The organism is Methylobacterium sp. Leaf85 (assembly GCF_001422125.1).
Taxonomy (GTDB): domain Bacteria; phylum Pseudomonadota; class Alphaproteobacteria; order Rhizobiales; family Beijerinckiaceae; genus Methylobacterium; species Methylobacterium bullatum.
In genome coordinates, this window is record NZ_LMME01000005.1 from 1 (window position 1) to 21,306 (window position 21,306).

Consider the following 21,306-nt stretch of genomic DNA (forward strand, 5'->3'; position numbering starts at 1 on the left):
AAACATCCTCAGCTCCTCTCGAAAGAGAAGCTTCTCCACTGGCCGGATTTTACTCCGCCCGCATCAGCACCCCGCCGACGCTCCAGTGGATGGTTTTGTCACCGCCCTACACAGGTACGCTTTCACCTCCCGCCCGCCGCCCCACACGTCGCCACGGTGACGGTAAATGCCGCACATCAGGAGGCGTGCCCGTCCGAGGGGGCAAATGGGCCGGGCACATCTGACACCGGGGCAGCGGCCTCACCGGAACAAGTCCTGGAAGGCCTGTTTACCCGTGCGAACGTGGAGAACGGCCGGACCCTGCAAGACTACGCTCGCCTTCTCGTGGACGGGCTTGCTCATACCTACGCTGCCGCTGTCGCCGCGAATGACCTCAGCGTCACCGTCCGGGCGTTGCGTGAACTCCGTGCGCTCCTTCAGTTCCACGCCCTCGTGCCGCCAGACCGCCTTCGGCAGATGCCGGGATGGGCCGAGCCCGCCACGCCGCGTGATCCGATATTCGCGCTTGAGCGTCTTCTGGTCGCTCAGCTCGCGGGATGTGCGGACGAAGAGGCCGCTGCGCTGGCAGAGCTTCAAGGGCTGCGTGAGGCGGCCACGTCGGAAGCGGTCACCACCCATTGAGCCCGGTATGCATCAGACGCGGGCCACGTCGTGTCCGTATGGGTATGGTCCAGTGAACTTCGAAAAAGCGCCTAAAAACCTGTCCACTAGGGTTGCTTTAGTCTTGTGGACATGACTTTATGTGGACACAGCTTTTGTGGACATGGAGACACCCCTTGCAGACGATCCTCTACGCCCGCGTGTCCACTAATGAACAGACGGTCGCCCATCAGGAGACGCACGCGCGGGCCGCCGGCTTCGCCATCGACGTCGTGGTGGCGGATGAGGGCGAGTCTGGGGTCTCGACCGCGTTGAGGGACCGCCCCCAAGGCCGGCGCCTGTTCGACATGCTTCGTCGTGGTGACGTGTTGGTAGTCCGGTGGGTAGACCGGCTTGGCCGCAACTACGCTGACGTGACGGACACGATCCGCGAGTTCATGCGCCGGGGTGTCATCATCCGCACCGTTATCAACGGGATGGTTTTCGACGGCGCCACGTCCGACCCGATGCAACAGGCCGTGCGAGATGCCCTCATTGGGTTCATGGCCGCCACCGCTCAGTCCCAGGCCGAGGCGACGAAGGAAGCGCAGAAGGCCGGCATCGAGCACGCCAAGAGCCTCGACGAAAAGTACCTAGGCAGGAAGCCCAGCTACAACCGCGAGCAGTTCGATGCTGTCGTGGACGCGCTTGGCCGGGGCGAGGCCGTCCAATCCGTCGCCAAGGCCACCGGCATCTCGCGGGGAACCATCTATCGCATCCGCGACAACCGGGCCGAGGCTGAGGCCGCGCTCGCTCGGTGGGCCGCGTGACGCCCCCCATCCCGTGCAACAAGTTTCACGGGGCCTCCGCCGGCCTCGTGTGCATATAAGATAGCGGCACAACTCTATGACCTCCGCAACGTCTGCCGCACTGGCTCCAAAAGTAAGACAAAGAAAAAGACCCCAGAGCGAGACGTCGCGAAGCGGCGGCTCAGGTTCTTCCGTGGGGACAGAGCACCACCGCCCTTCGTCGGTCGCGACCCAAGATCAAACAGGTACTAGTCGGGCGACGTCGCGAAGCGGCGGCGCGGGATGCTTCGCGGGCGTAGCGCAGAGCGCATCCGGACAAGAACCGACCCGTCTTTCCCTCGATAACCAGCGCCAACGGCAGGGGCAGGCTCCAGCCATCCGCACGCGCACGCGGCCGATCCTGAAGGGGATGTTCCCGGAGCGCGGCTTCGACTGGCTCTTCTCGGCCCAAGAGGCCCGGCATGATCACATGGAGGCAGAGTTCACAGCACGTGTGCGCGGCACCCCGACCGAACTGGCAGCGGTGCTCCGCCGGTTGCGTGGCAGGAACGACAAGAGCGTGTTCCGGCTTCGGGATCGGACACGGACGACGTGGAACCTCGATACCCGGCCCGGCACCGCGCTCTTCGAGGCGCAAGGCCTTGTCGAAATCCCAGAGGGGCAGGGCTTCCTAGCGCTGAAGCTGAAGGTCCAGCTCAACCCCACGCGCTTCCTCGCGCATCAGGCCGACCCGGCGCCCGGCGCCATCCACCTAAAACCGGCCCGTGAAGCGCTGACGCCCGACCCGGCTGTGGAAGCACGTCTCTCGGCTCGCTCCCTCGACGGAGGAGACAACTACCTCACGACTCCGGCGCAGGTGCCATCCCCCGGTGAGCGCGGTCCCTGGTGGAATGGCATTCTTCGATCCTACACGGGCAAGGTCCGCCAGTTCATCGTTGATCACCTCACACCGTCCATTTCCGGGGCGAAGCTGGACCGCGCGGGGTTTGGACCCCTCCGGAAGGCGGAAGTCCAGTTCGAGTTCTACCATCGTGACGCAGCCACGTGGGTGGGCGAGTTCTGCAACGCCTTGTCCGTGGCGGATGATGCCTCCGAAAGCCGACATTGGCGCGGAACCAAGGGCAAGAGAAATGCCGTCGGCGCCTATCTAGGCCTCACGCAAGACGTTCTTCTAAAGGTCTATGCGAAGGATGCCTACAGAATTCGGGTTGAGGTAGTCTTCTCGAAGGCGCAGAGAATTTCACAGGTAGTGAAGAGAATGGGTCTATCGCCAAGCGATGACTTCGTTGATAGAGTGCAGAGCCTCAGGGCTGAGGCCGTGAAGCAGCTCGCCAAGGTGTGGAAGACGGTGATGCAGGTGACGAAAGCGTGTGAAGCAGCCGCCGACATTTGCGACTTCATGGCCCGGCTCAATCGGCAGGTTCCCGACGAGAACCAACGGATCATGCTCTCGCTGCTTGGCAATCACCGTCGCGTCACGGCCACGGTCCCCGCAGGTATCGCGCCGGATACCGTCTGTCGTGCTCTTGTTCGCGAAGGCGTCCTGGTTCCGGCGGGCATCGTCACACGAGGCCCGGCACGGTACGCCCTCGCGCCGACGTGGTCCCGCATGTTCGACCGCCTTTTTGGCCGGAACGACGCGGTAACGACTCTCCACTGATGCTCGGTGCAACTTGTTGCACGGCGACCCCCCGCAAAATTTGCCCCCCCCGGCAACCGTTGCCACCCCCGGCACTGAGTGCCGCCCCCTGAAATCAGTGCCGGGGGTGGTCAAAATGACCACCGCGACCGCTACTCAGTAGCGGGGGCGCCACTGAGTAGCGGTGAGAAGGGCCACGGGTGGTCATCTTGACCACCTCGACCACCAAAATCACGTCCAGGACCGGCACTGAGTGCCGGGGGGGCGGTGAAGTCTGCCGGAGGACGGGCGAAATCGCCTCGATCCGGCGAACCCCGGAAACACAACTCTACGAGCCAAGTTTCACGGGCACATAATGGGCAGAGACCCACGAAGGGAATGTGAGGACCAAAATGATCACGACGTTAGGGATTTGCGCTGCCTACCTCGCCGCCGGCTCCACTGTATGGCGGAAACTCGTCATCCATCAGGATCGCGGCAGCCAACTCGCATGCTGCGAGACCCATGGTGGCTTGAGCTTCGGTGAGGACGCAGCCTTCCTTATGACCAAAGCTACCTTTCTCGTGCTCTGGCCGCTCTGGCTCCTTCTCTTCATAGGGTGTCGCGTGCGCGAACGCGTATGATGGGCTGCTGCGTTCCATCTCAACGGCGGTTCGATCTAGGACCACAAACGTGCCAGCTTTCCTGATAACCAGCTTCTCCTTCACGGCCGTAACAGTAGCCGGCTGACTTAAGTTTGTGGCTAACATCTTCTCTACGGCCACAAGCTTCTAGTGTTGATGGCTCATCTCCCGCCCCGCCACGACAGACTTCGTTCTCGGCGTAGTAAGCTTGAATTAAGCTATTAGGGGGAGACTTTGGGCGTGTATCGTTGTCTGTTAGACCGCACCCGTGCTCCAAAACTGTCTTACGCATGATAGGGCGAAATTCAGGGTCATACATGGACGGGTTGTATGTTGAATGCTTTCCGTTCTGGTGGCTAACTACAGCGAAAGCCTCAAATCCGGTGTAGGCATTGTATCCATTTTTAGCGTTCAATTCACCACATAACACTATTCCGCGACTGCTTGATTTTGTGTGCAAATTTCGAACTTGAGCCGCAACAGGATCGCGTAATTTGTTGACAACAAAGCGTTCAATGAGTTCTCTGGAATGATCGTCGACCCTTACATAACTGCCATCGACATCTACAACGGCATTAGAAGGCGATACAAAAACAGAAGCAGATACAAAGGTGATAATTGCTATCACGATTGGCTTTATCAAAATTAATCTCAGTGTGTGCATAGTAGGGATATCTTTCGCCAGTACGTCCTCGGTAGTGAAACAGGGCCGCAGAATGGTCAAGCTTGGGTTGTGAAAACCGCCTTGCGTTGCGGCACGAAGGTGTGACACATTCGGGCGTGTTGGTGAGCGCTAAGTATCTGTTTTAAATCAGTTTTGGTCGGCAAGAGTAAGTGTCCTGCCGGGCCCACCACTCCCTCCCCGCGAACGACGGGAATTCGCGTGTTGCGGGAGACGTGCGCAGTCTCAAGGATTTAGCGAACGGTTGCCGTTGGAGACGCTTCTCCGAGGCGGTGCGCTTTTGACCTCCTGCCAATTCCCTCGGGAACCGCGGGATTGCGCCGGCGGCAGCAGACCCGCTGCCCGACCATGGCAGTGCCCATCCTCATGATCGACGTGAGGCTCCACGCGCTGCTCGAGGCCGCAGCCGAATGCACGATCGGCTGATTGCCCCTCCTGCCGGGGTGAACACCGGAGGCGCGAAGGCACTGTTCGCCGAACTGCGCAAACCTGCCCAGCTTCCGCAAAAGGACGATGGCTCCCAGCCGATCGGCCTTCTCAAATCCTGACGCGCCCGAGGCGCACCATGCGAGTGGCACCGTGCCCCCCGCTTCCATGCCCGGCCGGCGCATGGCAGCCGCGGGGTCATGCGGAGGCGATCGATCGCCTTGCTATCATGACGACCTGATCGGGGGTCGGCGGGTTGGCCGGATGGTGGCTCAGGCACAAAGGTGTGCGCAGCTTTGCCGGCTTCCCCGATCCCTCGGTGGCGAAGTAGAATTCGCCCGCGCCGAGTTTGCCGATGTCGCTGGCCGCGCCGCCGCTCGCCGCCATGATCTCCTGGGCTGCGGCGATGGTCGCGGGTGCGCTCTGGCGGCCGAAGAACTGCGTCGTGCAGTTCGAGACGATTTGGTTGTGCAGGCCCTTGGGCACCTGGGTCGCAACGACCATGCCCAGCCCGTACTTGCGTCCTTGCGCCACGAGCTTGATGCCGCTGCCGAGACTCGGACAGGCTCTTTGCGACGGCAGGAAGGTCTGCGCCTCGTCCACGACGTAGAGCATGCCGCGCGGGCTCGGATGCGTCTTGATCCAGCCGAACAACGTCATCTGCAGGCGATTTACGAAGTCCTCCCGCGCCGCCTCCGAGGCGAGACCGGCGAGGTTGATCACCGAGATGCGGGTGCGCGCCGGGTCGGAGCCGAAGAACAGGACCTGCGGGTCGAGCACGCTGCCCCTGGCTTTCAGGAGCGGGTTCGTGGCCACGGCCGCGTGCAGCTCGTCGGCCATCCCGGCGGCGATCCTGGTCGCGCCGCCGATCTCGCTGACGCCGTCCGGCAGGTCGGCGAGCAAGGCGGTGAAGTCCGCGAGGCTGCCGCCGCCACGCTCGGCGAAGCGGCGCAACGCGTCGGCCAGCACGCCGCGCTGGATCGTCTTCCTCGCACCGGCGAGGGGTCCCACGGTCTCGGCCGCCATCTCGACGGCTTGTCCCCGCTCGTCAGCATCCTCGCCGAGTCCCGAGAAGTCCGGCAGGACGGACAGAAACAGCGGATTGCCGGCGGAGACTCCGGGCGTCCAGACCACCACCTCGACGCGCTCGGCGTAGCGGGCGGCCTTGTCGGCGTCCTCCGGGGTGAAGGCCGTCGGCCGCTCGGGCCAGGAATCGCCGAGCCGCGACAGGTCGTTGTTCGGATCGACCACGATGGCGGGGATGCCGGCGAGCGCAGCCTCCTCGACCAGTCGGCGCACCAACACCGTCTTGCCCGAGCCAGAGCCGGCGATGATGGACGTGTGCCGCGGCAGCAACCGCAGCGGAAGTGACACCGGCGGCGCGTCCGGCGTGAGGCGATGACCGACCGGGATGGCGTCGGGCAAAACGGTCGGAGCAGACTTGGAAGGGGCCGTCGGCGGCTTTGCCGCGTCCGGGTTCTCCCTCGGCATCCGCACCACGGAAGTCGCACTCGTGTCGACGATCCCGGTGGAGTCCGTCCCGTCCGCGAGGACGGGGATGTCGGCTCCTCCCGACTCGGCCAGGCCGGCTTGCCGAAAGAAAGCGGTGGCGCGCACGAACCTGTGCGCCCGCAGCCAAGCCTCGAACCGGTCCTGCCGCCCCTCCTCGGCGGAGCTCGCGTGCAGGTCGCGCAAGGCGACAAAGGTGCGCAGGTCGTCCTCCACCGGGTCGATCAGCACACCCTTCGCCGCGAGGAAGGCGTCGAACAGCTGCTTCGTCTTGGCGCCGCCGGGCACCGGAGCGCGGCGCACGATCACCAGGCTTCGGTCGGGCATGCGTGCCGAGATGCCGGAGGCGGTCAGCGCGGCACGCAGGCGCGCCTGGAAGGCGATGGCGTTCTGCTGCAGCAGCGCGCGGTAGCACACATGCCGTTCGTGGTCGTTCCGGTCTCGGTCGATCAGGATCAGCCGGCCGTGCAGAGGCGGGATCTTCTGGTCGGGTTCGCCCTTGCTCGCCACGTCGAGCGCATCGTCCGGATCGTCCTCGAGCGCGTAGAGGTCGAAGGCCGTGCGCAGGATCTCCCCGAGGGCCGCCTCCTCGTCCAGCAAACCGGCGATGTCGGCGTTGCGCTTGGCCCGGTCGAGGTCGAACACGGCGTCGGCGGTCGCGTCACGCGCCTGCCCGTCAGGGGCTTGGACGAGGTTGTCACACACGGTGACGGCCCCTTGCGCGAGGCAATCGCGCCGGAAGGCGTCGCAGCGCATCAGGAGCGTGCGCGGCATCATGCCGGAGCGGGCCGAGTCCGCGATCGCGGCGTCGCTGTAAGGCCAGGTCGGGTAAGGGGGCTCGAAGCCCGCCTCCGCATAGGCCGGGGCAAGCCGGGCGCGGATCAACGCCGCCGCTGCGGCCCGGTCGTTCATGCCCTGCAGCACGACGGGCGTCACGTATCGTTGCAGCAGCGGCGTCAGGGCCCGCTCCTGCAGCCGCTCCCAGGAGTTCTGGAGGCAGGTGATGACCGTCATGCCCCGGTGACGGACATCGTGGAGTTCCAGCAGGCCGGAGGCGAGCACCTCCGCCAGCCCCTGCCTGCCCTCGAACTCGTCCTGTCCGACGAAATGGCTCGCGTCGATCACACCGTCGATCTGGTCGACGGCGACCAGGATCGGACCGCTCAGGCTCATGATCCACGACATGCCCTCGACGAGTTCCTTCGGCGTGGGCGGCGGGCGGAGAAACCCGAGTTCGGCGCGGGCGACCGGGTCGGCGTCGTAGCCCTGCAGCCATGCATGGGCGAGGCCCACGGCGCCGAAATCGTTCGAGCGCAGCAGACACAGGGCGCGGAACACGTCCTGGTGCTTGAGCGCGCTCCCCATGTCGACGCTCATCAACGCCTTGACGAGGAGGACGACGATCTTGCGCGTGTCGACGTCGGGGGTGTTGAATGCCTCCTCCACATGCCTTTCGACCTTGAACTGGCGCGCCACCCCGGCCAGCACGGCGTCGGATTGGCGCCGGCCGTCCGGCATCTGATGCAGCATGGCGGTGAGGAAGCTCAGCGCGGCGCTGCGCCAGAACTCCGACAGGCCGAGGACGTCGAGCATCACGAACCAGCTGCCCGAGCGCCAGGCCTCCCGTCTCAGTTGCCCGACGAGATGCGTCTTCCCGACGCCCGACGGGCCGATGAGCACGCGCCCCATCGCGCGGGAGGCAGGACCGGGCGCCTCCCTGTGCAGATCCGCGATGATCCCGGGTGGGAGCGCATCGTTCGGGCCGCCGGTCGGCTCCACGTCGAGCCACACGCTGTCGAGGGTGCGCACCCAGTCGAAATCGACCCGGCGCAGGGCGTCGAGGGCGTCGCTCATGACTGGATCCAGAGGATGTGGAAGGGTTCGCCCGCCGGGCTGAACGCCGCTTCGCGCTCATCGGCGGAGAGCGACTTCGGATCGCTGAGCTGGCTCAGCCGCGCCGTCGGATCGCCGGCCAGGATGGCCGCGAGCCCGGCATCGACGGTGGCGCGGTCGAGTTCGCTCAGATGCGCGCGCAGCGCGCTGAGGCGCACGGCCTGTGCCTTCTGCCCATCCGTGAGCGCGAGATAGGCGGCCTCGATGCGGGCGCGCACCTGCTTCTTCGTGAGCTTCCTTGGCTTTGCCGAACCCGGTGGTGCCGCCTTCGCGGTGCGGCTGCGTGTGGGCTTTGCAGGGAGGGACTCGGCAGAGGGGGACTCGGCAGGACGTGGCCCGGGCGTCGCCGGCGTGCCGATGAGGCCGGCCAGCGTCTCGCCGGTCGTGGCGAGATGCCGGTCGATACGCTCCAGCCAGTCCTGCAGGACGCGGAAATTCGCAGGGAGCGGGTCGCGCAGGTGCTGGCCGGCCCAGTTCCAGCCCCCGTCCGTGACGGTCAGCCGGATGGAGCGACCCTGCTTCTCCTCGGAGAGGTACCGCCCGGAGACCAATGCCCTGCGATCGGCGGCGTCGACCTTGGGCACGACCTCGCTCTGCAGGGCACTGCCGTGCTTGCCCAGCAGGCACCAAAGGATCAGCGCCTGCTTCGGCGTCGGCGTCTGGCTCATCGGATCGAACCCCTCATGTCGCGTCTATCGGTAGGCTGCGGAGCCGGACGACGGAGCGGATCTTCTCGATGGCCCGTCGAAGATCGGCCTCGACCTGCTCGTTGGTGATCCGCAGCACGAGGTAGCCCGCCGTCAGCAGGGTATAGTCCCGGTGGCGGTCGTCGGCGTATCTCGCAGCTCTGCGGTGCTCGGGTCCGTCGAGTTCCACCACGATGCGGTGCGCGCGGCAGAGAAGGTCGACCCGCGGCGGCTGCCCCCAGCCGCCGACGGGCACGGCTTCGTTGCAGCAGAACAGACCGCGCAGTTCGGCGTCCTGCTGCAGGGCCGTCTCCACCCGCTGCTCGATCGCGCTGGCGGGATGGGCCTTCGAACGCGGCGGGAGGAAGCGCTCGGCGACCGGAGGGGGCTCGCGCACGATCTCGCAGGCGCCGTAGAGGATGCGATCGTAGGGGGTGGAATCGGGCGGCCAAGCCGGCAGCGCCATGACGATGGCCGCACCATGGCCCATGCACCATTCCAGGGCCTCGATCACCGGCGCGGCGCGGGCTGGCGATGCGGGATTGATCTCGCCGATCAGGACGACGCCGGACGGGTCGATCGCGTGCAGCAGTTGAACGAACTGGAGTTCCCGCGCGGCTTCGCGGAACCGGGGTGGGTGGCCGGCGCCGGCCCGCCGCCGTGCTGCCCTGAGCCAGGGACCGGATACGATCGGATCGAAAGAGTGATCCGTGTCCGCGAGGCCGCCGTCATCCCGCCCATGCCAATGCGGCCAGCGGCTGAGCGCGAGATCGGCGAGATCGTCGAGGAGGCGGTCGAGTACCGCCGCACCGGTTCGCAGACCGTCGGTGACGAGCAGGAACGCGCCGCGGGCGTGATCGTCATCGGCGGTGATGGCTTGGGCGATGCCGTCGCAACCGATGTCGACGACGACGAGCCGACGGCCCGGCGCCAGCCGGAAGATCCGTTCGGCGAGTTCGGTCCGCTCCAGGCGCGGCCTCGCCCTGTCGCTAAAGGCGGCGGCCGTTTTCACGATGAGAGACTTACGCTGAGACTGTGCATCGCGCGTCGGGTCGTCCTCGATCTCCTGTCGATGGTCAAGGTTGCAGACCAGCACAGGTTGTCCTTCTTGGCTACCCGACCGCCCATGTGACGAAGTATCAGGCCTGGCAGGCCACGGCGGACCTCTCTTCTTCGGCACCCGGCCTGTCATATCAGCGTCCGGGCGACGACCTATGAGGTCTTCGGCCCGTCGCGCGCAGCCGAGGAAAAGCTCCTTTGGACGACCTTGCCCGATACGCCCTGTATTTCACTCCCGCCCCGGGTTCGGCGCTCGCCGCCTTCGGCGACGCGATCCTGGGAGCCGGCCCGGCGCCCGGTCCTGACGCGCTCCGGGCCATCCTCGCGGCCAACACGGCCGAGCCGCGCGTCTACGGGTTCCACGCCACCCTGAAGGCGCCGATGCGCCTCGCCCCGGACGCGACCGAAGCCGATCTCCTCCATGCGGCCGCGGCCCTGGCGGCGCACCGGAGCCCCCTGCCCGTCGGCCCCCTGCGGGTCGCCGCCCTCGGGGATTTCATGGCCCTGGTGCCGGAGGCGCCCCCGCCCTCTCTCGGCCTCTTCGCCGCCGAGTGCGTTTGCGCCCTCGATCCGTTGCGCGCGCCCCTCACCCCCCCTGAGCGCGCCCGCCGCCGCCCCGAGCGCCTCGATCCCCGGGGCCGGGCGCTGCTGGAGCGCTGGGGCTACCCGCACGTGTTCGAGACGTTCCGCTTCCACATGACCCTGACCGGCCGCCTTGCCCCGGAGGAGCGCGTGACCGCTCTGCCCCTGCTGGCCGAGGCCGCCGCGGACCTGCCCGACCTGATGATCGATGCGGTGAGCGTCGTCGTCCAGGACGGCACGGCGCCGTTCCGCCTCCTGCGCCGCCTGCCCTTCTCGCCCTGAAGGAAACCCCGATGGTCTCCGATCGCCTCGGCCTCGAACCGGCCGTCCACCCGACCGCCGAACTCTCCAGGTGCCGCCTCGGCCGCTACACCGAGGTCGGCGCCCGCACGCGCCTCAGCGAGACGAGCCTCGACGACTATTCCTACATCGTCGAGGACGGGCAGGTGAATTACACGACCATCGGCAAGTTCTGCTCCATCGCCTCGCATGTGCGGATCAACCCCGGCAACCACCCGATGGAGCGGGCCTCCCAATCCCATTTCACCTACCGGGCCAGCGCCTACTGGCCGGGCCAGGAGGACGAGCCGGCCTTCTTCGCCCGGCGCCGCGCCCTGCCCGTCACCATCGGCCACGATGTCTGGATCGGGCATGGCGCCGTCATCCTTCCCGGCCGCAGCATCGGCACCGGGGCGGTGGTCGGCGCGGGCACGATCCTGACGCGGGATGTCGCGCCCTACACCATCGTGGTCGGCAATCCGGGCCGCGTCGTGCGGCGGCGGTTCCCCGAAGCGGTCGCCGAGCGCCTGCAGGCGCTGGCCTGGTGGGACTGGGACCACGCGCGCCTCCGCCGGGCCTTGCCGGACTTCCGCGCCCTGTCGATCGAAGCTTTCCTGGAGCGTCACGAGGTCGAGGTACAATAATTCAGAAAATTGATTAGCCGGAGAATAGTCATTCTTCTGTCGTGCAGGGCGGGTCTACCGGCATTCGACATGAAACGCTGGACCCCTGCATGCTGATCCTCGAAGGTCTCGCCCGCCAATACGGCGACCGTCGCGCGGTGGACGGCGTCTCCCTCGCCATCCCCCGGGGCCAGTTCGTCGGCGTGATCGGACGCTCGGGCGCCGGCAAGTCGACCCTGCTGCGGATGATCAACCGCCTCGCCGAGCCGACGGGCGGGCGGCTCCTGTTCGACGGCCTCGACGTCACGGCCCTGCGCGGCCGCGACCTGCGGCGCTGGCGGACGCGCTGTGCGATGATCTTCCAGCAGTTCCATCTCGTCGGTCGCCTCGACGTGCTGAGCAACGTGCTGATGGGCCGCCTCTCGGAGGTCCCCAGGCACCGCTCCCTGTTCAAGCTCTGGTCCGAGCGCGAGCGCGCCCTCGCCCTGGCCGCCCTCGACGAATTCGGGATGGGCGACTTCGCCTGCCACCGGGCCGACCAGCTCTCGGGCGGCCAGCAGCAGCGCGTCGCCATCGCGCGGGCGATGATGCAGGCCCCGGACCTGATCCTGGCCGACGAGCCCGTGGCCTCCCTCGACCCGCGCAACACCCGCATCGTCATGGATGCCCTCGCCGAAGCCAACCGGCGCCACGGCATCACCGTGTTGTGCAACCTGCATTCCCTCGATCTCGCCCGCGGCTATTGCGACCGCCTCGTCGGCCTCGCCGACGGCCGCCTCGTGTTCGACGGCGCGCCCGCCGACCTCACCGAGGATGTCGCGCGCCGGCTCTACGGGCTGGAGGCCGGCGAGGTCCTCGATGCGCCCGCCCCGCCGGCGCGGCCCCAAGCCTATCCCACCGCCCTCGTCGCCTGATCGTTCGCTACCCCTCCGGGAGATTCCCATGCTGACCCGCCGATCCCTCGCCGGAGCCCTCGCGCTCGCCTTCCTCGCCGTCCCGGCCGCCGCGCAGGACTGGAAGGCGACCTATCCGGAGCTGACCCTGGCGGTGATCCCGGCCGAGAACGCGTCGGGCACCACCGACCGCTACGCGCCGATGACCGCCTACCTGTCGAAGGCCCTCGGCGTGCCGGTCAAGCTGCGCATCGCCAACGACTACGCCGCCGTGATCGAGAGTCAGCGCGCCGGCAACGCCCAGCTCGCCTTCTACGGTCCCGCCTCCTTCGCCCGCGCGGTGATGACCGGCGTCAAGATCGAGCCCATCGTCAACCAGAAGCACGACACCGGCGCCTCGGGCTACTACTCGGTGATCTACGTGCGGGCCGACAGCCCCTACAGGACGATCGAGGACCTGAAGGGCAAGAACCTCGCCCTGGTCGACCCCAACTCCACCTCCGGCAACCAGGCGCCGCGCTTCTTCCTGCACAAGGCCGGCCACCCGGTCGACGCGCATTTCGGCAAGACCGTCTATGCCGGCAGCCACGAGAACGCCGTCCTCGCCCTCGTCCAGGGCACGGTGGATGCGGCCGCCAACCTCTACAACACCGACACCGACACCATGGTCACCCGCATGGCCGCCAAGGGCATGCTCAAGAAGCCCGACGGCACGCCCCTGACGCAGGCCGATTTCCGTGTCGTGTTCAAGTCCGACTTCCTCCCCGAGGGGCCCTTCGCCATGCTGGCGAGCCTGCCCGACGACCTCAAGGCGAAGATCCGCGACGCCCTCGTGGCGATGCCGACGGCGGACAAGGCCGCGTTCGACCGGCTCTCGGACGGCAAGGATCAGGGCTTCACCGCCGTGACCCTGAAGGATTACCAGCCGATCATCGAGATGCTGAAGTTCAACGACGACCAGCGCCGCAAATCTTGACCGGACCTGTCCCGATCCACGCGGCGACGCCGGTCACGACCGATGCCTGAGCGGATCGCGCCCCTGCCCCCGCACCGGGCCTCCGCCCTGGCGGGGGCCTACGACGCGGCCGTCTCCGCGACCCGGCGCCGGACCTGGGCCGGCCTCGCCGTGATCGTCGTCCTCGCCGGGCTCGCCGCCCATGCCGCCGAGGTGCGTCCCCTGGTGCTCGCGGCCAATATCGGCCGGTTCACCGACTACATCGCCCAGATCCTGCCCCACCTGACCCTGGCGAACCTGCCGGGGGACCTCGCCGAATGGTACTGGGGCTGGCCGAAATGGCTGGCTCTCCTCGGCGAGACCCTATTGATGGCCTATCTCGGCACCCTGCTGGGGGCCATCGGCGGCGTCCTCCTGTGCTTTTCCGCCGCCGCCAACGTGACCGGCAGCCGGACGGCCTGTTTCCTGGTGCGGCGCGGGCTCGAATTCTGCCGCACGGTGCCCGAGATCGTGTTCGCGCTGCTCTTCGTCATCGCCTTCGGCCTCGGGCCGATGGTGGGCGTGCTGGCGCTGGCGATCCATACCACGGGGGCGCTGGGCAAGCTGTTCTCGGAAGTCGTCGAGAACATCGACATGAAGCCGGTGGAGAGCCTCACCGCCGCCGGGGCCGGCCGGATCGAGACCCTGCGCTTCGCCGTGCTGCCGCAGGTGTTGTCGAACTTCGTCTCCTACGGGCTGCTGCGCTTCGAGATCAACGTGCGGGGCGCGGGCGTCATGGGATTCGTCGGCGCCGGCGGCATCGGGCAGGAGCTCCTCGTGGCGATCCGCAACTTCTACTACGCCGATGTCAGCGCGATCCTGGTCCTGATCATCCTCACCGTGATGGCGATCGACCTCGGCACCGAGCGCCTGCGCCACCACCTTCTCGGGAGCCTGCGATGACCGGTCCCGAGATCGATCCGGCCGAGATCGCCGCCCTGCGCCGGCGCTTTCCCGAAAGCTTCCGCCCGGCCTGGCGCGCCCGCCTCCTCGCGGGGCTCGCCCTCGCCACCCTCGTCGCCTTGTCCGGCTACGCGCTGGTGCGCCTCGATTTCTCCGCTGCCCGCCTTCTCAATGGCCTCGGCCGCCTCGGCGAGTTCAGTCTGCTGATGCTGCCGCCGGAGACCGGCGGGCGGGCCTGGGCCTTCCTTCAGGCGCTCGCCGAGACCCTCGGCATCGCCTTCATCGGGACGCTGACGGCGGCGATCCTGGCGTTTCCCGTGGCGTTCCTGGCCGCCCGCAACGTCGTGCCCAATCCCTTCGTGCATTTCACCGTCCGGCGCGGCCTCGACGTGGTGCGCTCCGTCGACGTGCTGATCTGGGCGCTGATCTGGATCAACGTGGTCGGGCTCGGCCCCTTCGCCGGTGCGCTCGCCATCGCCTGCGCGGATGTCGGGGCGCTGGGCAAGCTGTTCTCGGAGGCGGTCGAGACCGTCGACGGCAAGGCCGGCGAGGGCGTCTCCGCCTCCGGTGGCGCCGAGTTGCACCGCATCCGTTTCGGCCTCATCCCGGCGGTGCTGCCGGTGCTCGGCAGCCAGGTGCTGTACTTCTTCGAGTCGAACACCCGCTCGGCCACCATCATCGGCATCGTCGGCGCGGGCGGCATCGGCCAGTACCTGACCGAGCTGATCCGTGTCCTCGAACTGCGCCAGGTCGCCTTCCTGATCCTGATGATCCTCATCACCGTGGCGATCATCGACGCCGTCTCCGGCCGCCTGCGCCGGGCCCTGATCGGCGGCGTGACGACCTGAGCGGGAGGTCTGCCCGGCCCTCCCCGTCAGCCCATCTGTCCGTCCCGGGAGACGGGGCCGATCCGCTCCGCCGCGAAGCGCGCGCGCAGCCAGGTCGCGGCGGGGCCGCAGGGCCGCTGCTTGTGCCAGACCAGTTCCAGGGCGATGGGCCAGTCGCCCGCGTCGAACTGCAGGTCCGGCGTGACGAGGTGCGGCGCGGTGAGGGATGCGGCAATGACGTGGTCGGTGACGAAGGCCCAGCCGATCCCGTGCTTCACCAGCTCCAGGATCACCCAGTGGCTCTCCACCCACCACACTTCGGCGGCCACCCGCAGGCGGCGCTTCTCCGGCCCGTCGCTGCGCGCGGCGACCAGGATCTGGCGGTGCCGCTTCAGTTCCTCCCACTCCACCCGCGCTTTGGCGAGCGGGTGGTCGCGCCCGCAGACGAGCTTGAGCGGCACCCAGCCGATGGTCTGGAAGCCGAGTTCCGTGGGCAGCACCTCCTGGCGCCACATCACGCCGAGGTCGGCGGCGCCGGACTGCACCATACGGCTGACATCCTCCATCAGCGGGAAGAGCAGTTCCAGCTCGACGAAGGGAAAGTGCCGGGCGAAGTCGGCGAACAGGGCGCCCAGCGCATGCTCGGGATAGAGCTCGTCGATGGCGACCACCAGCCGGTTCTCCACCCGTTGCTCCAGACTGCTCGCCAGGCCGATCAGGTGCTCGCGCCGGTCCAGCACCACGCGCGCCTCCAACAGCAGCCGCTCCCCCGCCGGGGTGAGCACCGGGTTCCGGCCCGCCCGGCTGAACAGCGTGACCCCGAGATCGGCCTCGAGATTCGCCACCTGGGTGCTGACGGCCGACTGCGCCTTGCGCAGCACGCGGGCGGCGCCGGAGAAGGACCCAGCCTCGGCCGCTGCCACGAAGGCCTGGAGCTGGTCCAGCGAGACCGCCATCTATCTGATCCTCAGATACGTTCTAACTTGCCGGACGGGGTATGGCAGATAGAAAGCCACGAACCAACGAGGCTTTTCGAGACGAGACCATGCGCAGCACCCGTGACCGTATCCGCCACGCCCTCCTGTTCGAGCTGTTCGGGCTGGCCCTCATCGTCCCGTTCGGCACCGTGCTGTTCGGGCTGCACGCCTCCGACATGGGGGTGATCGGCATCGGCAGCGCCCTGATCGCGACGGCCTGGAACTATGTCTACAATCTCGGCTTCGACCGGGCGATGCAGCGGCTCGTTGGGCACACGCACAAGGGGCTCCTCCTGCGGGTGGGGCACGCCGTGCTGTTCGAGGCGGGCCTGCTCATGATCCTGCTGCCGCCGATCGCCTGGTATCTCGGCATCGGCCTCGCGCAGGCTTTCTTCATGGATCTGACGATCGCGGCCTTCTACGTGGTCTACGCCTTCCTCTTCAACCTGACCTACGACCGCGCCTTTCCCCTGCCGAACTGGGGCAAGGCCGCAGCCGAGCCGTCCGCCTGAACCGCAGGCGAGCCGTTCCGCCGGCGGCTGGATTGCGTGTCCACGCGCCCGGTCGCCTGGGTCGACGATATCGTGGTCGCGCAGACGCCGATCACTCCACCACCAGCTCCACCCGGTCGGCCGCGAAGAGGCTGCGGGTGGCCTGGATGCGCTGGCCGTCGCCGTCCACGTTCACACTCGACAGGACGATCAGGCTGCGGCCGGGGGCGATGTCGAGGCGGGCCGCCTCCTCGGCGTCTGCGGGGCGGGCGCCGATCCGGGTCGAGAGTCGGGTGTAGTCGGCGACCCCGTAGCCCGCATAGGCGCGGGTGATCGACCCGCTGGCGGCGTAGGCCGCGTCGAAGCCGGAGAAGCGCGGCAGGGGCAGGCAGGTCCGGGCCGTCGAGATCGGGGCGCCGTCGGCCCGGTGCACGGTATGGAGTTCGAGGATCGGTGCGCCGGGGGCGATCCCCAGGGCCTCGGCCCAGCCCGCATCGGCGGGCACCGTCGCGGCCGCGATCAAGTCGCCCCAGGCCTCGCGGCCCGTGCGCGTGACGATCTCGGAGAATCGGGTCCGGGGCCCGATCGGATAGGGGATCGGGCCCTGCTCCACGAAGCTGCCCTTGCCCTGCGTGGTGCGCACCAGCCCGTCCTCGGCAAGCACGCCGAGCGCCCGGCGCACCGTGTGCCGGTTCACACCGAAACGGGTGGCGAGCGCCGATTCGGCCGGCAGCTGCGCCCCGCGGGCAAGTGCCCCGCTGCGGATCTCGCCCGCCAGCGCGTCCGCGATCTGCCGCCAGGCGGCGAGACCGCCCCCGCGCCGGAGCGCTGTCACGGGGCTGTCGCCCGCCTCATTCATGGATCGCTCGCATAGCCCGCCCGAAAATCCTTGCGCCTGATCATCCTCTTGTCTATACATCTAGACATGTCTGGAGACCGATCGATGCCGAGTGCCAGCCAAACACCACCTGAGCCGGGGATGCCAGACCCCGCAGCCCGCCGGCATGCGATGGAGCGGGCCGGCCAGGCCAGCCCGGCCGAGTTGCTGGCCGCCCTGGTGCAGGCCGGAATCACGCCCGAGGCGGAGGATCTGCGCCCGGCGGAGACCGGCCTCGTGATGGTCCGGGGGCGGATCGGCGGCGACGGCCGGCCCTTCAACGCCGGCGAGGCCACGGTGACGAGAGCGGCGGTGCGGCTGCCCGGCGGCGAGACCGGCTTCGCCTATCATCTCGGGCGCGACCGGGATCGCGCCCGCCTCGCGGCCATCCTCGACGCGCACTGGCAACGCCCGGAGACGCGCCCGGTCCTCGATGCGGCCTTGGCCGCCATCGCCGCGCGACGGGCGGAGGCGGCGCGGCAGGCCGCCCGCAAGGTGGCGGCGACCCGGGTGAACTTCTTCACCCTGGCGCGGGGAGAGGATTGATGGCGCATACCCTCGCTCCACAGCTCGCCCATGGCTTCGCCGATCCCGTCCATGACGGGCAGGCGGTGTTCCGCGCCGCGATGGAGGCCCTGAGCCGGCCCGGCCGCATCCGCCCCCTGGACACCGCCCTTACGCCACCTGCCCCGCTCACGCCGGAACTCGCGGCCGTGGCGCTGGCGCTCATCGACGCCGACACGCCGGTCTGGCTCGACGCTCCGCTCCGGGCCGAACCCGCGGTGGCCGGCTTCCTGCGCTTCCACACCGGGGCGCCGATCGTCGCCTCCCCTGGGCAGGCCGCCTTCGCGCTGATCGCCGATCCCGCCCGTTGCCCGGCCTTTACGGATTTCGCGCAGGGGACCCCCGCCTACCCCGATGCCTCCGCCACCCTGATCCTCGCCGTCGAGACCCTGTCCGACGCGACGGGTCTCGCGTTTGTGGGGCCGGGCATCCGCGGTACCGTGTGCCTCGATGCCGGGCCCCTGCCCGCCGACTGGGCGTCGCGCTGGGCCGCGAACCATTCCGGCTTCCCGCTGGGCGTCGACTGTCTCCTCGTCGCGCCCGGGCGCCTCGCCGGTCTCCCGCGCTCGGCCCGCCCCGTCACCCCGGAGGCAATCCCATGTACGTAGCGGTGAAGGGCGGCGAGGCCGCCATCGACAATGCCCACCGGCTGCTGGCCGAAATCCGGCGCGGCGACCCGGCGGTGCCCGATCTCACCGTGGCGCAGATCCGCGAGCAGATGCGCCTCCTCGTCGACCGGGTGATGACCGAGGGGTCGCTCTACGATCCCGATCTCGCCGCGCTCGCCCTGAAACAGGCCCGCGGCGACGTGGTGGAGGCGGTGTTCCTGGTGCGGGCCTACCGCACCACCCTGCCGCGCTTCGGCGCCACGGAGGCCCTCGACACCGGCGCGATGACCCTGGCACGGCGCATCTCCGCCACCTTCAAGGACTTGCCCGGTGGCCAGGTGCTCGGCCCGACCTTCGACTATACCCACCGCCTCGTCGATTTCGCCCTGGCCGACGGCGCCGTCCCCGAACCCGCCGCCGAGGCCGAGCCGGAGGCCGATGCCGCCTGCCCGCGGGTGACCGATCTTTTGGGGCAGGCGGGCCTGCTCGAACCCTCGCCGCCGGACGACGGCGCGCCCGTGGGCGACCTCACCCGCGAGCCGGTGGATTACCCCGCCGACCGCGCGGTGCGGCTCCAGGGGCTGGCGCGGGGCGACGAGGGTTTCATCCTGGCGCTGGGCTACTCGACCCAGCGCGGCTACGGCCGCACCCACCCCTTCGTCGGCGAGATCCGGGTCGGGACCGTGGAGCTCGACTTCACGCCGGAGGAACTCGGCTTCCCCGTCAGCCTCGGCACGGTGGACATGACCGAGTGCCAGATGATCAACCAGTTCCACGGCCACGGGGCGGTGCCGCCGCAATTCACCCGCGGCTACGGCCTCGTCTTCGGCCAGGGCGAGCGCAAGGCCATGGCCATGGCGCTGGTGGACCGCTCCCTGCGGGCGGCCGAACTCGGCGAGGCCGTGGTGGTGCCGGCCCAGGACCAGGAATTCGTGCTGGCCCATTGCGACAGCCTGCAGGCGACGGGCTTCGTCGAGCACATGAAGCTGCCGCACTACGTCGACTTCCAGGCCGAACTGGAACTCGTCCGGCGCCTGCGCGCCGAGCACGCCGCCCGGACGGCCGAGCCGGACGAACCCACCCTGCGGGAGGCCGCCGAATGAATTCGCAGGTCCAAATCCAGGTCACGCCGTCGCCGGGCACCGGCTACAACTTCGCCTATCTCGACGAGGGCACGAAGCGGATGATCCGCCGGGCCATCCTCAAGGCCATCGCGATCCCCGGCTACCAGGTGCCCTTCGCCGCGCGCGAGATGCCGATGCCCTATGGCTGGGGCACGGGCGGAGTGCAGGTGACGGCCGCGATCCTGGGCGCGTCCGACGTGCTCAAGGTGATCGACCAGGGCGCCGACGACACCACCAACGCGGTCTCGATCCGCCGCTTCTTCACCGCCACCGCCGGGATCGCCACCACGACGCGCACGGCCGAGGCCACGGTGATCCAGACCCGCCACCGCATCCCGGAAGCGCCGCTGGCCGAGGGGCAGGTGCTCGTCTACCAGGTGCCGATCCCCGAACCGCTGCGCTTCCTCGAACCGCGCGAGACCGAGACGCGCCAGCTCCACGCGCTGGCCGAATACGGCCTCATGCACGTGAAGCTCTACGAGGACATCGCCCGCCACGGCCACATCGCCACCACCTACGCCTACCCGGTGGAGGTGGCCGGCCGCTACGTGATGGACCCCTCCCCGACCCCGAAATTCGACAACCCCAAGATGGACGATTGCCCCGCGCTCCAGCTCTTCGGCGCGGGCCGCGAGAAGCGCATCTACGCGATTCCCCCCTACACACGGGTGCGCAGCCTCGATTTCGAGGACCATCCGTTCCGGGTCCAGAGCTTCGACCGCCCGTGCGCGCTCTGCGGGGCGGAGGACGTCTATCTCGACGAGGTCGTCCTCGACGATGCCGGCGGGCGGATGTTCGTCTGCTCGGACACAGATCATTGCGAGACCCGCCGCGCCGACGGCCATACGGGAGAGGCCGCGTGATCGAACCCCCGCTCCCCGAACCTTTGCTTAACGTCGACGGCCTGACCAAGCGCTACGGCCGCCGCCTCGCCTGCGACGGCATCGGCTTCACCCTCGATCCCGGCGAAGTGCTGGCGGTGGTCGGTGAATCGGGCTCCGGCAAGTCGACGCTGCTGTCACTCATCGCCGGCGAGGTCGCGGCCGATGCCGGAACGGTCTCCTACCGGATGCGGGACGGCGTGACGCGCGACCTCGCCGCGCTGAGCGTCGTCGACCGCCGCGCCCTGATGCGCACCGACTGGGGATTCGTCCGCCAGGACGCCACGCAGGGGCTGCGCATGGCGGTCTCGGCCGGCGGCAATGTCGGCGAGCGCCTGATGGGCGTCGGGGACCGCCATTACGGACGCATCCGCGCCACCGCCCTCGATTGGCTCGCCCGCGTGGAGATCGCCGCCGACCGGGTCGACGACCCGCCGACGCGCTTCTCCGGCGGCATGCGCCAGCGCCTGCAGATCGCCCGCAACCTCGTTACCGCGCCCCGCCTCGTGCTCATGGACGAGCCGACCTCGGGCCTCGACGTCTCGGTCCAGGCCCGCCTCCTCGACATGATCCGGGGGCTGGTGGCCGAGCTCGGCCTCGCGGTGATCATCGTCACCCACGACCTCGCCGTGGCGCGCCTGCTCTCGCACCGCGTCCTCGTCATGCGGGCTGGCCGGGTGATCGAGACCGGGCTGACCGACCAGGTCCTCGACGACCCCCAGGCCGCCTACACCCAACTCCTCGTCTCCTCGGTGCTCGCCGCATGACGTCCCCTGTC

The 21,306-nt window shown here is 68.4% G+C and carries 22 protein-coding genes; 15 read left to right on the top strand and 7 right to left on the bottom strand.

Annotation, left to right across the window (positions count from 1 at the left end; all coding sequences use genetic code 11):
• Nucleotides 1-240: 240 nt before the first annotated feature.
• Nucleotides 241-618 carry a hypothetical protein gene (locus ASF08_RS04895; protein WP_056142091.1) on the bottom strand — a complete coding sequence of 126 codons (378 nt, stop codon included), beginning with the start codon at nt 616-618 and terminating at the stop codon, nt 241-243.
• A gap of 158 nt (nt 619-776) precedes the next feature.
• Between ASF08_RS04895 and ASF08_RS04900 the strand changes: the two genes are divergently transcribed.
• Both ASF08_RS04900 and ASF08_RS04905 read left to right on the top strand, forming a co-directional pair.
• Nucleotides 777-1,409, top strand: coding sequence for a recombinase family protein (locus tag ASF08_RS04900; RefSeq protein WP_056142094.1), 633 nt, complete (start codon nt 777-779; stop codon nt 1,407-1,409).
• A gap of 388 nt (nt 1,410-1,797) precedes the next feature.
• Complete coding sequence (locus ASF08_RS04905) at nt 1,798-3,048, top strand: hypothetical protein (protein WP_056142098.1); 1,251 nt, start codon at nt 1,798-1,800, stop codon at nt 3,046-3,048.
• 621 nt (nt 3,049-3,669) lie between these two features.
• Here ASF08_RS04905 and ASF08_RS24560 read toward each other — a convergent pair.
• The gene (locus ASF08_RS24560) at nt 3,670-4,278 is read right to left on the bottom strand and encodes a hypothetical protein (RefSeq protein ID WP_156629463.1); all 609 of its coding nucleotides are present in this window, start codon (nt 4,276-4,278) and stop codon (nt 3,670-3,672) included.
• A gap of 464 nt (nt 4,279-4,742) precedes the next feature.
• On the opposite strand from ASF08_RS24560, the gene ASF08_RS24565 reads away from it, so the two are divergent.
• The gene (locus ASF08_RS24565; RefSeq protein WP_156629464.1) at nt 4,743-4,880 is read left to right on the top strand and encodes a hypothetical protein; all 138 of its coding nucleotides are present in this window, start codon (nt 4,743-4,745) and stop codon (nt 4,878-4,880) included.
• Between the two features lie 76 nt (nt 4,881-4,956).
• Here ASF08_RS24565 and ASF08_RS04915 read toward each other — a convergent pair whose 3' ends face one another.
• The 3 genes from ASF08_RS04915 to ASF08_RS04925 are packed head-to-tail and all read right to left on the bottom strand — an operon-like array spanning nt 4,957 to nt 9,858.
• Nucleotides 4,957-8,121 carry an ATP-binding protein gene (locus ASF08_RS04915; RefSeq protein ID WP_056142103.1) on the bottom strand — a complete coding sequence of 1,055 codons (3,165 nt, stop codon included), beginning with the start codon at nt 8,119-8,121 and terminating at the stop codon, nt 4,957-4,959.
• Nucleotides 8,118-8,828, bottom strand: a complete 711-nt coding sequence (locus ASF08_RS04920) for a hypothetical protein (protein WP_056142107.1) — start codon at nt 8,826-8,828, stop codon at nt 8,118-8,120. Before ASF08_RS04920 ends, ASF08_RS04915 begins: the two co-directional genes overlap by 4 nt.
• 13 nt (nt 8,829-8,841) lie before the next feature.
• Complete coding sequence (locus ASF08_RS04925) at nt 8,842-9,858, bottom strand: endonuclease domain-containing protein (protein WP_244474457.1); 1,017 nt, start codon at nt 9,856-9,858, stop codon at nt 8,842-8,844.
• 245 nt (nt 9,859-10,103) lie between these two features.
• Here ASF08_RS04925 and ASF08_RS04930 point away from each other — a divergent pair, with 245 nt between their 5' ends.
• The 6 genes from ASF08_RS04930 (at nt 10,104) to phnE (ASF08_RS04955) (ending at nt 15,027) form a co-directional block, all read left to right on the top strand.
• Nucleotides 10,104-10,769: a DUF1045 domain-containing protein gene (locus ASF08_RS04930; protein WP_056142109.1), complete on the top strand. Its 666-nt coding sequence runs from the start codon at nt 10,104-10,106 to the stop codon at nt 10,767-10,769.
• An 11-nt stretch (nt 10,770-10,780) separates the two neighbouring features.
• Entirely contained in the window at nt 10,781-11,410 is a 630-nt protein-coding gene (locus ASF08_RS04935) for a DapH/DapD/GlmU-related protein (RefSeq protein WP_056142112.1), read from the top strand.
• Between the two features lie 89 nt (nt 11,411-11,499).
• Nucleotides 11,500-12,303, top strand: a complete 804-nt coding sequence (gene phnC / locus ASF08_RS04940) for a phosphonate ABC transporter ATP-binding protein (protein ID WP_056142114.1) — start codon at nt 11,500-11,502, stop codon at nt 12,301-12,303.
• 28 nt (nt 12,304-12,331) lie between these two features.
• Nucleotides 12,332-13,258 (top strand): phosphonate ABC transporter substrate-binding protein, encoded by a 927-nt coding sequence (gene phnD / locus ASF08_RS04945; RefSeq protein WP_056142117.1) that lies wholly within the window; start codon nt 12,332-12,334, stop codon nt 13,256-13,258.
• 42 nt (nt 13,259-13,300) lie between these two features.
• A complete protein-coding gene (phnE, locus tag ASF08_RS04950) occupies nt 13,301-14,179 on the top strand; it encodes a phosphonate ABC transporter, permease protein PhnE (protein ID WP_018043915.1) in 879 nt (292 codons plus the stop codon).
• Nucleotides 14,176-15,027, top strand: a complete 852-nt coding sequence (phnE, locus tag ASF08_RS04955) for a phosphonate ABC transporter, permease protein PhnE (protein WP_056142120.1) — start codon at nt 14,176-14,178, stop codon at nt 15,025-15,027. Before phnE (ASF08_RS04950) ends, phnE (ASF08_RS04955) begins: the two co-directional genes overlap by 4 nt.
• A 26-nt stretch (nt 15,028-15,053) precedes the next feature.
• Here the strand turns inward: phnE (ASF08_RS04955) and ASF08_RS04960 are convergent, their stop codons facing one another.
• A complete protein-coding gene (locus ASF08_RS04960) occupies nt 15,054-15,962 on the bottom strand; it encodes a LysR family transcriptional regulator (RefSeq protein ID WP_056142123.1) in 909 nt (302 codons plus the stop codon).
• 89 nt (nt 15,963-16,051) lie between these two features.
• Here ASF08_RS04960 and ASF08_RS04965 point away from each other — a divergent pair, with 89 nt between their 5' ends.
• The gene (locus ASF08_RS04965; protein WP_056142128.1) at nt 16,052-16,495 is read left to right on the top strand and encodes a PACE efflux transporter; all 444 of its coding nucleotides are present in this window, start codon (nt 16,052-16,054) and stop codon (nt 16,493-16,495) included.
• 91 nt (nt 16,496-16,586) lie between these two features.
• On the opposite strand, the gene phnF is transcribed toward ASF08_RS04965, so the two are convergent.
• Nucleotides 16,587-17,333, bottom strand: a complete 747-nt coding sequence (gene phnF, locus ASF08_RS04970) for a phosphonate metabolism transcriptional regulator PhnF (RefSeq protein WP_056142131.1) — start codon at nt 17,331-17,333, stop codon at nt 16,587-16,589.
• A gap of 120 nt (nt 17,334-17,453) precedes the next feature.
• On the opposite strand from phnF, the gene phnG reads away from it, so the two are divergent.
• The 5 genes from phnG to phnK are packed head-to-tail and all read left to right on the top strand — an operon-like array spanning nt 17,454 to nt 21,295.
• Nucleotides 17,454-17,897 carry a phosphonate C-P lyase system protein PhnG gene (phnG, locus tag ASF08_RS04975; RefSeq protein ID WP_082473065.1) on the top strand — a complete coding sequence of 148 codons (444 nt, stop codon included), beginning with the start codon at nt 17,454-17,456 and terminating at the stop codon, nt 17,895-17,897.
• Nucleotides 17,897-18,523: a phosphonate C-P lyase system protein PhnH gene (phnH, locus tag ASF08_RS04980; RefSeq protein ID WP_056142138.1), complete on the top strand. Its 627-nt coding sequence runs from the start codon at nt 17,897-17,899 to the stop codon at nt 18,521-18,523. Before phnG ends, phnH begins: the two co-directional genes overlap by 1 nt.
• Nucleotides 18,514-19,626 carry a carbon-phosphorus lyase complex subunit PhnI gene (locus ASF08_RS04985; protein ID WP_056142140.1) on the top strand — a complete coding sequence of 371 codons (1,113 nt, stop codon included), beginning with the start codon at nt 18,514-18,516 and terminating at the stop codon, nt 19,624-19,626. The genes phnH and ASF08_RS04985 overlap by 10 nt, the downstream gene beginning before the upstream one ends.
• Entirely contained in the window at nt 19,623-20,510 is an 888-nt protein-coding gene (locus ASF08_RS04990) for an alpha-D-ribose 1-methylphosphonate 5-phosphate C-P-lyase PhnJ (RefSeq protein ID WP_056142144.1), read from the top strand. The genes ASF08_RS04985 and ASF08_RS04990 overlap by 4 nt, the downstream gene beginning before the upstream one ends.
• Complete coding sequence (gene phnK / locus ASF08_RS04995) at nt 20,507-21,295, top strand: phosphonate C-P lyase system protein PhnK (RefSeq protein WP_082473066.1); 789 nt, start codon at nt 20,507-20,509, stop codon at nt 21,293-21,295. Before ASF08_RS04990 ends, phnK begins: the two co-directional genes overlap by 4 nt.
• The last annotated feature ends 11 nt before the right edge of the window (nt 21,296-21,306 follow it).